The organism is Polynucleobacter sp. HIN9, assembly GCF_030297635.1.
Classification (GTDB): Bacteria; Pseudomonadota; Gammaproteobacteria; order Burkholderiales; family Burkholderiaceae; genus Polynucleobacter.
In genome coordinates, this window is sequence record NZ_AP028140.1 from 842,300 (window position 1) to 854,337 (window position 12,038).

Consider the following 12,038-nt stretch of genomic DNA (forward strand, 5'->3'; position numbering starts at 1 on the left):
TAGATTAAGCGATGAGCGAAACTACCACCACGGATAAAACGCTTTACTGTTCCTTCTGTGGCAAAAGCCAGCATGAGGTCAAAAAACTAATTGCTGGCCCATCGGTGTTTATTTGTGACGAGTGCATCGATCTATGCACCGATATTATTCAAGAAGAAATTGCGAAAGAGCCGCTGGCTAACAAAGGAGATGCCTTACCATCCCCTCAAGAGATTCGCTTAAACCTTGATCAATATGTAATCGGTCAAGATCTCGCCAAGAAAACCTTAGCAGTCGCTGTTTACAACCATTACAAGCGCTTATTGCATCTGCCCCCACCGAAAGTGAAAAAAGCAGAGGGCGACAAAGCGGAAGCACCTAAAGATAACAAGAAAACTGCCGCGCAAGCTGGTAATAACAAGCCTTTGGTGGACGGTGTGGAGTTAGCCAAGAGCAATATTCTATTAATTGGCCCCACCGGTTCCGGTAAAACCTTGTTGGCACAGACCTTGGCCCGCATGCTGGATGTGCCGTTTGTGATGGCTGACGCTACTACATTGACCGAAGCTGGATACGTGGGCGAGGATGTTGAGAACATCATTCAGAAGCTCTTGCAAAACTGCGACTACAACATTGAGAAGGCCGAGCGCGGCATTGTGTATATCGATGAGATCGATAAGATCTCTCGTAAATCGGATAACCCATCGATTACCCGCGATGTCTCGGGTGAGGGTGTGCAACAGGCTCTACTCAAGTTGATTGAGGGCACGATGGCCTCAGTGCCACCCCAAGGTGGACGCAAGCACCCTAATCAAGACTTCTTGCAAGTCGATACCACCAACATCCTCTTTATCTGTGGTGGCGCCTTTGATGGCCTAGAGAAAGTCATTGCGCAGCGCACCCAAAAGACGGGTATTGGTTTTGGAGCAGAAGTTGCTGCCAAAGACAGTCGAGGTATTGGCCAGCTCTTGGCAGAAGTAGAACCCGAAGATCTCATCAAGTTTGGTTTGATTCCGGAGTTAATTGGACGTTTGCCAGTACTTGCAACCTTAGCGGAGCTTGATGAAACCGCCCTGGTCGCCATTTTGACCGAACCTAAAAACGCACTGGTAAAGCAATACCAAGCCTTGCTTGGGATGGAGGGTGTGGAGTTAGAGGTTCGCCCCGAGGCCTTAAGTGCGATTGCGAAGAAGGCGATTGCTCGTAAAACTGGTGCCCGAGGCCTGCGATCTCTGCTCGAAGGCGTGCTGATGGATGTGATGTACGAACTTCCATCGATGAAGAATGTCCAAAAAGTTGTGATTGACGACAGTACCGTGCAATCTGGCGCTAAGCCTTTGATTGTGTACAAGCAGGGTGGCGATGACGCGGAGTCATCCCTAAGCAAAAAGGCTTAGGCCTTTGTCATAAAACTCTCTGAAATTAAGCCGTTTTTGCAAAATGAACCCTAATTTGGGGTATTTTTGATCTTTTTTGTATGATTGGTATTGAGTTTTTCGATGAACTCCCCACATAGGTAGTATGCTAGTCATGAACTAACTGGAGAACAACGCAATGCCAGGACAATTATTACTTCCTTCTGAACCCATCCAGTTACCTTTGTTGCCCTTAAGGGACGTGGTGGTCTTTCCCCATATGGTGATCCCATTGTTTGTGGGTCGCCCAAAATCGATCAAGGCTCTTGAGGCCGCGATGGAGACCGGCAAGAGTGTCTTGCTGGTAGCACAAAAAGCCGCCGCCAAAGATGAGCCCTCGGTTGAGGACCTGTATGAGGTGGGCTGCATTGCCAGCATCCTGCAAATGCTCAAACTCCCGGACGGTACCGTGAAGGTTCTCGTTGAAGGCTCGCAACGGGCTGAAGTCAGTCAGATTGAAGATAGCTTGGGCTACTTCAGTTGCGAAGCCACTCCTAAAGAGATTGAAGTGGTCGACGCGCACGAGACTGAAGCACTGCGCCGTGCGATCATGGCTCAGTTTGATCAATACGTCAAACTTAATAAAAAAATCCCCCAAGAGATCTTGGCATCGCTTGCAGGAATTGATGATCCCAGCCGCTTGGCCGACACCATTTGCGCACACCTGCCAGTAAAACTTGAGCAAAAGCAGCGCCTATTGGAAATGAACGGTGTGATGCAACGCTTAGAAAGTCTCTTAACAGATCTTGAGAGCGAAATCGATATCTTGCAAGTTGAGAAGCGGATTCGTGGTCGCGTGAAGCGCCAGATGGAAAAGAGTCAGCGCGAGTACTACCTCAACGAGCAGGTGAAAGCCATTCAGAAAGAACTGGGTGAGGGCGAAGAAGGCGCAGACCTTGAAGAGCTGGAGAAGCGCATTAAAGCGGCACGCATGCCCAAAGAGGCTTTGAAGAAGGCCGAGTCTGAGCTCAAGAAATTAAAACTCATGTCACCGATGTCGGCAGAGGCAACGGTGATCCGTAACTTCATCGATACCTTGGTGAACTTGCCATGGCGCAAGAAGAGCAAAATTAATAACGACTTGAGTAATGCTGAAAAGGTATTGAACGAGGACCATTATGGGCTCGACAAAGTCAAAGAGCGCATTCTGGAGTACCTTGCGGTTCAGCAACGGGTAGATCGCGTGAAAGCACCCATTCTATGTTTGGTTGGACCGCCCGGAGTCGGTAAGACCTCACTTGGACAATCGGTTGCACGCGCAACGAACCGTAAGTTTGTGCGCATGGCCTTGGGTGGCGTCCGGGATGAGTCGGAGATTCGGGGGCATCGTCGTACCTATATTGGTTCAATGCCAGGCAAGATTCTGAGTAGTCTCACTAAGGTTGGTGTTCGTAATCCATTGTTCCTACTTGATGAAGTGGATAAGATGGGTATGGATTTCCGTGGCGATCCCGCGAGCGCTCTGCTTGAGGTTCTGGACCCAGAGCAAAACCATACCTTCCAAGATCACTATGTTGAAGTGGACTTTGATCTCTCGGATGTGATGTTTGTGGCAACTGCCAATTCACTTAATATCCCGGGGCCCCTGCTCGATCGCATGGAAGTAATCCGCCTAGCCGGTTATACCGAGGATGAGAAACTCAGTATTGCGAAGAACTACCTCATTCCAAAACAAAATAAGAACAATGGCTTGAAAGACGGTGAACTCACCATTGATGAGAGCGCAATTCGGAACATCATTCGTTATTACACGCGCGAGGCAGGTGTTCGTGCACTCGAGCGTGAGATTAGCAAAATCTGCCGCAAGACCGTGAAGATGTTGCTCCTCAAAAAAGAGAGTGCACCGATCAAAGTCGATGCTGATAATCTCGAGAAATTCCTATCGGTACGCATGTTTGACTTTGGCTCCGCCGCAAAGGAGAACCAAGTTGGGCAGGTTACGGGTCTGGCATGGACAGAGGTTGGTGGTGATTTGCTCACGATTGAAGCAGCTCTGATGCCAGGTAAAGGCACGATCACTCGTACTGGCTCCATTGGTGATGTGATGAAAGAATCCGTCGAGGCTGCCAGAACGGTGGTGCGCTCGCGCGCCAAGGGACTCGGTATTGTGGATGAGGCCTTTGAGAAGAAGGACATTCATATTCACTTCCCGGAGGGTGCCACCCCCAAAGATGGTCCATCGGCAGGTATTGCAATCACCACCGCACTGGTCTCGGTATTTACCGGAATCCCTGTACGTTCAGACATTGCCATGACTGGTGAGATCACCTTACGAGGCGAGGTCCTTCCAATTGGCGGCCTGAAAGAAAAACTCTTGGCAGCACACCGTGGCGGGATTAAGTTGGTCCTGATTCCGGAAGAGAACGTCAAAGATTTAATTGATATTCCGGATAATGTGAAGAATGCGATCGAGATTGTCCCAGTTCGCTGGATTGATAAGGTCTTGGAACTTGCCTTAGAGCGCAAGGCCGAGCCTCTACCCGATCCCAGCCCTGAGGAGTTAGCTAAAAAGGCCGCCGAGGCTGCTAAGCAAACCAGCAGCCCTGCGAGTGGAGACGTCATCAAACATTAAGTTACAATCTCGGTTGTCAGTTTTAAGGGTGCTTAGCTCAGCTGGTAGAGCGTCTGCCTTACACGCAGAATGTCAGCGGTTCGATCCCGTTAGCACCCACCATTCTTTTTAATCCATGCTCGACTCCGTTCGTAAACACCAAAAACTAGCGCAGATCATTCTGTTGATCTTTATCGTCCCATCATTTGCGCTCTTTGGTATCTCGAGCTATACAGATTTCTTTGACAAAGATACAGATCTTGTCAAGATCGATGGCAAACCCATTACCACCCAAGAGGTGGATAACAATGCTAAGCGCCAAGCTGAGCGTTTTGGTGGGACTACTCAGATTGCGCAGAGTTTGCCCTTCCGACAAGCCGTATTGGATGAGTTGATCCAGCAGCGTCTCTTGGCATTTGCCGTGCGCGACCTCAAACTCAGTATTAGCAATGCCTACCTCAGTCAAAGCTTAGCGCAGATCCCAGAGATCAAAGCCATGTACAAACCCGATGGTAGTTTTGACTCTGCCCGCTATCGTCAACTATTAGCCAATGTGGGCATGACCGTTGATCAATTTGAGAACGCTCAACGCTTTGATCTCATGATTCAGCAACTGGTTACCGCAGTGGCGCGTACCGAGTTACCAAATCCAAAATTAGCGAGCATGATCTCAACCATGTATGAGACCGAACGTCAGGTTCAATCTTTACGATTTACAGCCAATGAGTTTGTAAACAAAGTGAACCCAACCGATGCTCAACTGCAGGAGTATTACCAAGCTAATACCAAACTCTTTGAGTCTCCTGAGACCATTGATGTGGAGTTCCTGGTTCTCAAAGCTGATCCGAAAGAAGACGCTAAAGTATTTAATGACAAGGCTGATCAGTTCGCCAACATCACCTATGATCAAGCAGACAGTCTTAAACCAGCAGCGGATAAATTAAAGCTCTCCATTCAGTCGGCCAAAGGGGTGGGGCGTAATGGTCAAGCGAGTCTTTCCAAAGATCATCCCATGAATGACCGACGCGTGGTGCAAGCGCTATTTAATGATGAAGCACTCAAGAACAAACGTAATATCGAAGCAGTACAAATTGCCCCTGGCACCTTTGTATCGGCGCGCGTAGTAACGTTCAACCCCTCTAAAGTTTTACCCTACAAAGAGGTGAGTGCTGAAGTGCGCCGCCAATACAGTCTGAAGGCTGCCCAAAAACTAGCAGCCGAAGCAGCGGGCACGCGCTTTGAGGCCCTACAAAAGAACCCGAATGACACCAATGGTTTTGGTAAGCCAGTATGGGTCTCGCGTAATAAGCCAATCGATCTGATTGGCCCACAACTCGATGCGGTCATGGCGGTTGATCCAGCCAAACTACCTGTCGTGGTATCTGCTCAAGGCTCGGATGGCGGAATCACTTTGTATCGCATTGATCAAGTGCGCCAACCACCAGCTGCAGACCCTAAAATGAGAGCTGCACAAGCACAGCAAATGGAAGCTCTTGCAGCCCAAGCTGAGTTTGCAGCCTTCCTCAATCACATGCGCATCTTGGCAGATGTGAAGGTTATCAATCCTCTGAAGTAATAATCAATTGGTTTTGAGAAGTTCTCGGTATGGTTCGAGAGCCTTCCAAACGTTGTTAAATAAGATTGGTTGTGCCTGTTCATTTGGATGGATCCGATCCGCCTGAAATAACTCAGGCCGGGTAGCGACACCCTCCAGAAAAAATGGCAGCAGGGGAACTTGCTCCGACTGCGATAGGGTCACAAACAGCCGCGCAAACTGTTTGGTGTATTCCTGACCATAGTTGGGAGGGATTTGCATCCCCACGAGCAAGACCTCAGCACCACTTTTCTTACTCATGACGATCATCTCTTTGAGGTTTTTCTGGGTAGCCGCGAGCGAGAGTCCTCGCAAGGCATCGTTGGCGCCCAGCTCAATAATCACTAAACGAGGTTTGATGCGTTTTAAGAGATCTGGCAGACGACTTAAGCCACCTGCGGTGGTCTCACCGCTAATGCTGGCATTGGCAACTTGCCAAATACTGCCATCCTTACGTAATTGATTTTGGAGCAATCCCACCCAACCGGTGCCGCGTGGCAGTCCGTACTCTGCAGAAAGGCTATCGCCCAGAACGAGGAGTTGTGGAGTCGCGCTTGGGGTCTTAGCAGTTTGTGCCTGCACGGGTGCAGCACTGACGAGTAAGATGGAGGCCAATCCAACAATAAATTGTTTAAACAAAGGATTCACATTGACTATTGTGCATGAATCTACCCCAGTCTTGCAGGCCAAAGGTGTGGGTAAAACGGTTCAGACCAGCGATGGGCTGCTTGCCATTTTGCAAGACATTAATTTCACGATTCGATCAGGAGAGTCGGTTGCCATCGTGGGAGCATCGGGATCTGGTAAGAGCACACTGTTGGGATTGATGGCTGGCCTAGATCTACCCACGAGCGGCTCGATTGAGCTTATGCAACAGGATCTTGGTCGATTAGATGAAGACGGTCGAGCAAAGCTCAGGGGTCAGTTCGTGGGCTTTGTGTTTCAGTCCTTTCAGCTAGTACCGCATCTCAATGCCCTCGAGAACGTCATGCTGCCTTTGGAGATCCGCGGTACGCCCCTCTCTCAAGCACGTGAGCTCGCAGCCGATTGCCTCGCACGCGTCGGTTTATCGCAACGCTTAATGCATTACCCAAAAACCTTATCCGGTGGTGAACAACAACGCGTAGCCTTAGCCCGTGCATTTGTGAGCGAGCCATCCATTCTGTTTGCCGATGAGCCCACTGGTAGTTTGGATGAGGCTAGCGGTTCCAAAGTCATTGAACTCCTTTTTGAGCTCAACCGCGAGAACGGCTCCACCTTAATCCTAGTAACCCATGACCCTCAACTCGCAAGGCGCTGCAGCCGTCAGTTAACGCTGCAAGGTGGTCGTCTGGTCTAAAACAAGGACTGGGGTCGCTGGGATCTTATAATTACATGATGTCCTTTTTCCGTTGTCTGCCCGGGGCCGATGCCCTCTCTGTATTCCGTCAACAACGGCTTCTGAGTCACCTCCATCAGGAAGGGATTGAACTTCAGTCGATTCAGGCTCAGTATCTCCACTTTGTTTGGTCCACCAATGAGTTAACAAGCGATGAGCTCGCGACCCTCGAGGCACTACTGCAGTATGGTGAACCATTTGAAGCAAAAGCAGCGCCTAATCGTGCGATCGTGATTCCACGTTTTGGCACGGTTTCTCCGTGGGCAAGTAAGGCGACGGATATCGCCCATCAGTGCGGATTAAAAGTCCTTCGAATTGAACGCGGTATTCGTTACCAATGGAGCGCAAAACGCACGCTCAACCCAGAACAAGAACGTATTCTCCACGCCAGCCTGTTTGATCGCATGACCGAGGTCATCATTGCTTCCCCAGATGAGGCGAACGCCCTCTATCAAACCTTACCCGATCGCCCATTCACCCGTATTGATGTCATTGGTTTGGGTCAAAAGGCACTGGATGATGCAAACCAATCGCTCGGCTTAGCACTCTCTACCGATGAGATCGCTTATCTCGAAGAGAACTTCAAGCGCTTAGGTCGCAATCCTAGCGATGTTGAGTTGATCATGTTTGCCCAGGCAAATAGTGAACACTGCCGCCACAAAATCTTTAATGCGAGTTGGACAATCGATGGAAAGGCGCAAGAACACTCACTCTTTGCCATGATTCGGAACACGCACCGCTTGCAACCCAAAGGGACAGTAGTGGCTTACTCGGATAACTCGGCCATTATGGAAGGGTGCGAAGCGGATGTATGGAGCTCCTCGGGCCCCGCAGGGCAATACCGCACAAAGCGAGCCTTAGTACACACCTTAATGAAGGTTGAGACCCACAACCATCCCACTGCGATTGCTCCATTCCAGGGGGCGGCTACAGGATCGGGTGGAGAGATCCGTGATGAGGGCGCAACGGGGATTGGTGGCAAACCCAAAGCAGGTCTTACTGGGTTTTCGGTATCGAACTTGCATATTCCTGGAACGAACTTGCCCTGGGAGCAAAAGCCCTATGGCAAACCAGAGCGGATTGCGACCCCCTTACAAATCATGATCGATGGCCCATTGGGTGGCGCCGCCTTTAATAACGAGTTTGGTCGCCCTAATCTGGGAGGGTATTTCAGGGTCTTTGAGCAAACGATTGCAGGCAAGCGCCGCGGTTATCACAAGCCCATCATGATCGCGGGCGGGATTGGTGCGATTGAAGACATTCACACCCATAAGAAAACCATTCTAGATGGCGATCTACTAATTCAGTTGGGTGGTCCTGGCATGCGCATTGGTATGGGTGGTGGGACAGCAAGCTCCATGGCAACCGGTACCAATACCGCCGATCTTGACTTTGACTCCGTGCAGCGTGGTAACCCGGAGATTGAGCGTCGTGCGCAAGAGGTGATTAATCAGTGCCGAGCGTTAGGGGAGAACAACCCCATTGTTTCCATTCATGATGTGGGGGCGGGTGGCTTATCAAATGCATTTCCTGAGCTCGCCGATAGCGCCAAGCTCGGTGCGCAATTTGAGCTACGCAAGATTCCGCTGGAAGAGAGTGGTATGAGTCCTGCCGAGATCTGGTGCAATGAATCGCAAGAGCGCTATGTGATTGCGATCCACGCTAAAGACCTTGAGCGCTTTGCCGGTCTTTGCGAGCGGGAGCGTTGCCCTTATGCCGTCGTGGGCCACACCACGCAAGAGCGTCAACTGCAATTGCACGATCAGCAGCAAAGCGCCAACCCAGATCAACAATATCCAATTGATATGCCCATGGAGGTGCTCCTAGGTAAGCCTCCCAAAATGCACCGTGATGTAGAAAGTACGCATGAGCAGTTTGCACCCATCAATTGCAATGAGATTGATCTAAAAACTGCGATTGAGGCGGTATTACAACAACCAACGGTAGCTAGTAAATCATTCTTAATCACGATCGGGGATCGCACCGTGGGTGGCTTGAACTCGCGGGACCCATTTGTGGGTCCATGGCAAGTACCGGTGGCTGATTGCGCGGTCACCACCATGGACTATCAGGGCTATCGTGGAGAAGCGATGAGTATGGGTGAGCGCACCCCCGTGGCTCTCTTTAATGCGCCAGCAGCAGCCAAGATGGCAGTAGGTGAAGCCATCACGAATATTCTGGCAGCAGATGTCCGAGGAATTGAAGACATTAAGCTCTCAGCGAACTGGATGGCTGCCTGTGGTCAAGCGGGCGAGGATGCCAAACTCTTTGCCTCAGTCGAGGCGGTCGGTATGGAACTTTGTCCGGCCTTAGGAATCTCGATCCCAGTGGGGAAAGATTCTTTATCAATGGCCACGACCTGGCAGGATCAGAATCAAACCAAACAAGTGATTGCACCGGTCTCACTAATCATCTCAGCGTTTGCCCCAGTGCAAGATGTTCGTAAAACACTCACACCGCAGCTCAACACCGAGATCGCAGATACCGAGCTGATTCTGATTGATCTAGGGTGCAATCAAAATCGCATGGCAGGTAGCATTCTTACCCAAGTGTTTGATCAAACCGATTCTGAGGCACCCTCCGTTGACAGACCTGAGGTCCTCAAAGGATTTGCCAACGCGATTACACAACTGCGTTCCAAACAAATGGTCTTGGCCTATCACGACCGTTCGGACGGAGGACTCCTCGCCTGTATTGCCGAGATGGCCTTTGCTACTCACCGCGGTATTTCGATCAATGTTGATCTACTTTGCATTGATGCGCGGACCGAACAAGATTATGGTGATGCGAAGAACTGGGCTAGCCAAGTGAGTGGTCGACGCCACGAGCAAACCATACGGGCACTCTTTAATGAAGAGCTTGGAGTGGTCATTCAGATTGAACGGTCCCAGCGCGATCAGGTATTTGCTATCTTGCGTGAGCAGGGCATCAGTGCCTATAGCCATGTGATTGGCAAAGCCAATCAAAACGACACCCTAGAGATCTGGCGGGATGCCAAATGTATCTATACAGAGAGCCGCATCACCTTGCAAAAACTTTGGCAAAACACCAGCTATCAAATTGCTCGCCTGCGCGATAACCCCGAATGCGTCGATAGTGAGTTAAATGCCTTAGATGACGCCAAGGACCCGGGTATGAGCCCGAAACTCACGTTTGATCCCAGTAAAAATATCAGTGCGCCATATCTCCAACAAGTAAGTCGTCCAAAGATCGCAATCTTGCGCGAGCAAGGCGTGAACTCGCATCTGGAGATGGCGTATGCGATGGATCTCGCGGGCTTTGCCACGCATGATGTACATATGAGCGATTTACTGGCTGGCAGAGCCCATCTGAAGGACTTTCAAGGCTTAGTAGCCTGCGGTGGATTTAGCTACGGCGATGTATTGGGAGCGGGTGAGGGTTGGGCAAAGACCATTTTGTTTAACCAGATGCTCAGTGATCAGTTCAAGGCATTTTTCAATCGCTCGGACAGCTTTGCCTTGGGTGTTTGCAATGGCTGTCAGATGATGAGTAATTTATCGAAACTCATTCCGGGGGCGGATGCGTGGCCGAAGTTCACGCGTAATCAATCGGAGCAATACGAAGCGCGTTTGGTGATGGTGGAAGTATTGGATTCACCATCGCTATTCTTTCAAGGGATGAAAGGCAGTCATTTACCCATCGCAGTAGCGCATGGTGAAGGGTATGCCAACTTTAAACACCAAGGTAATTATCAGCAGATTGAATCCAATCACTTAGCAGCCATGCGTTTTATTGATCACTACGGTAATCCAACTGAACGCTATCCCTTTAATCCCAATGGCTCACCCCATGGGCTCACCAGCGTAACGACTGCTGACGGTCGCTTTACCGTGATGATGCCCCACCCCGAGCGCGTGTTCAGAAATGTGCAAATGAGTTGGTATCCCAAAGAATGGAACCAAAACGCCGATGGCGCAAGCCCTTGGTTACGCATGTTCCGTAATGCCCGTGTTTGGGTGAACTAGGTGGTCAGTAACAAAACTAAATTTCCCCCTGTGACATTCTCGGAGTCGGGCGGAATTCGTTATCTCCATCTTGGTACTCCATGGATCCAAGGCGCGATGCGCATTCGCGATCCAAATGAGATCTATCTCGAGTACTCGCAGCAAATGATGGCATGGTTACTCTTTTTGCAGAGTAAGCCCAAGATGCAGGTCGCGCAATTGGGCTTGGGTACTGGCTCACTCGCGAAGTTCACCTTAGAGCATTGTCCCGATATTGTGAATACGGTTGTCGAGCTAAACCCCGCAGTCATCCTGGCGGCGAGAACGATGTTTACTTTACCCGACGACCATACGAAGCTACGAGTTCTACAGGAGGATGCCTTAGCCTTTGTGAATAACAAACGGCATCAGCAGCAGTTCGACGTCTTGCAAGTGGATTTATATGATGCGGATGCCAAAGGTCCCGTCTTAAGTTCGCTCGAGTTTTATCAAGGCTGTTACCGAACCTTAAAGACAGTTGGGGTGATGACCGTTAATCTGTTCTCACAACACAAAAGCTTTGACATTAATCTCAATCATATGTGTAAAGCCTTTCAGGGTAGGGTGCTGATATTCCCGGAATCGCACGATTGCAATGCCGTCGCGATCGCTTTCAAAGGACCAATGATCAAAATTGATTGGGAGCGTATTGTGCAGCGCGCCAAAATCATTGAGAAAACGACGGGATTGCCAACCAAGTCTTGGGCAAATGGCTTACGGGCTGTGAATGCCCACCAAGAAGAGCGACTGGTTATTTAAATAACACTTTTCTTTTACATGTTTAGGTGTAATATTCGCTTTACACAACCTTTGTGGGGTATTAGCGATGACCGACACTACTTTTATTAGCCTTTTCATCCTCTTTGGCGCGTGTTTTGGGTTTATCACCTATGAACACCGTCACTTATTTAGTGAGGGTCCTCATAAGGCAAAGGGCTCGGATGACAGCCCATTTGAGACCCGCACCTTTTGGGTCCTGCTATGCGCATTACTCTGGCCAATCATGGTCGTTACCAGAGTCCACAGCGCTTGGATCATGCATAAACGCAGAAAGCAAGCGAAGCCAGTCGCCTTACATTGAGATTTAAATCATCACCGAAGAGTGAAAACTGAAACA

The 12,038-nt window shown here is 49.9% G+C and carries 8 protein-coding genes and 1 tRNA gene; 8 read left to right on the forward strand and 1 reads right to left on the reverse strand.

What is annotated here, in order from left to right:
* Window positions 1-11: 11 nt before the first annotated feature.
* The 4 genes from clpX (at window position 12) to QUE62_RS04480 (ending at window position 5,521) form a co-directional block, all read left to right on the forward strand.
* Window positions 12-1,376 (forward strand): ATP-dependent Clp protease ATP-binding subunit ClpX, encoded by a 1,365-nt coding sequence (clpX, locus tag QUE62_RS04465; RefSeq protein WP_286227390.1) that lies wholly within the window; start codon window positions 12-14, stop codon window positions 1,374-1,376.
* 157 nt (window positions 1,377-1,533) lie between these two features.
* Window positions 1,534-3,966: an endopeptidase La gene (gene lon, locus QUE62_RS04470; protein ID WP_108508368.1), complete on the forward strand. Its 2,433-nt coding sequence runs from the start codon at window positions 1,534-1,536 to the stop codon at window positions 3,964-3,966.
* A gap of 26 nt (window positions 3,967-3,992) precedes the next feature.
* Window positions 3,993-4,068: transfer RNA gene (locus QUE62_RS04475), tRNA-Val, on the forward strand.
* Window positions 4,069-4,081: 13 nt separating this feature from the next.
* On the forward strand, window positions 4,082-5,521 hold the full coding sequence (locus tag QUE62_RS04480) for a peptidylprolyl isomerase (protein WP_286227391.1): 1,440 nt from the start codon (window positions 4,082-4,084) through the stop codon (window positions 5,519-5,521).
* A 3-nt stretch (window positions 5,522-5,524) separates the two neighbouring features.
* On the opposite strand, the gene QUE62_RS04485 is transcribed toward QUE62_RS04480, so the two are convergent.
* A complete protein-coding gene (locus QUE62_RS04485) occupies window positions 5,525-6,187 on the reverse strand; it encodes an arylesterase (protein WP_458574798.1) in 663 nt (220 codons plus the stop codon).
* A gap of 1 nt (window position 6,188) precedes the next feature.
* Between QUE62_RS04485 and QUE62_RS04490 the strand changes: the two genes are divergently transcribed.
* The 4 genes from QUE62_RS04490 to QUE62_RS04505 all read left to right on the forward strand — a co-directional run bounded on the left by QUE62_RS04490 (window position 6,189) and on the right by QUE62_RS04505 (window position 12,002).
* Window positions 6,189-6,878, forward strand: coding sequence for an ABC transporter ATP-binding protein (locus QUE62_RS04490; RefSeq protein WP_286262474.1), 690 nt, complete (start codon window positions 6,189-6,191; stop codon window positions 6,876-6,878).
* A 38-nt stretch (window positions 6,879-6,916) separates the two neighbouring features.
* Complete coding sequence (gene purL, locus QUE62_RS04495; RefSeq protein WP_286262562.1) at window positions 6,917-10,903, forward strand: phosphoribosylformylglycinamidine synthase; 3,987 nt, start codon at window positions 6,917-6,919, stop codon at window positions 10,901-10,903.
* Window positions 10,904-11,680, forward strand: coding sequence for a spermine/spermidine synthase domain-containing protein (locus QUE62_RS04500; protein ID WP_286262476.1), 777 nt, complete (start codon window positions 10,904-10,906; stop codon window positions 11,678-11,680).
* A 67-nt stretch (window positions 11,681-11,747) separates the two neighbouring features.
* Window positions 11,748-12,002 carry a hypothetical protein gene (locus tag QUE62_RS04505; protein ID WP_286262478.1) on the forward strand — a complete coding sequence of 85 codons (255 nt, stop codon included), beginning with the start codon at window positions 11,748-11,750 and terminating at the stop codon, window positions 12,000-12,002.
* Window positions 12,003-12,038 lie beyond the last annotated feature (36 nt).

What these genes read in the sequence shown, in the direction of transcription:
- clpX (WP_286227390.1), top strand. Translation starts at nt 12, where the DNA reads ATGAGCGAAACTACCACCACGGATAAAACGCTTTACTGTTCCTTCTGT.
- lon (WP_108508368.1), top strand. Translation starts at nt 1,534, where the DNA reads ATGCCAGGACAATTATTACTTCCTTCTGAACCCATCCAGTTACCTTTG.
- QUE62_RS04480 (WP_286227391.1), top strand. Translation starts at nt 4,082, where the DNA reads ATGCTCGACTCCGTTCGTAAACACCAAAAACTAGCGCAGATCATTCTG.
- QUE62_RS04505 (WP_286262478.1), top strand. Translation starts at nt 11,748, where the DNA reads ATGACCGACACTACTTTTATTAGCCTTTTCATCCTCTTTGGCGCGTGT.
- purL (WP_286262562.1), top strand. Translation starts at nt 6,917, where the DNA reads ATGTCCTTTTTCCGTTGTCTGCCCGGGGCCGATGCCCTCTCTGTATTC.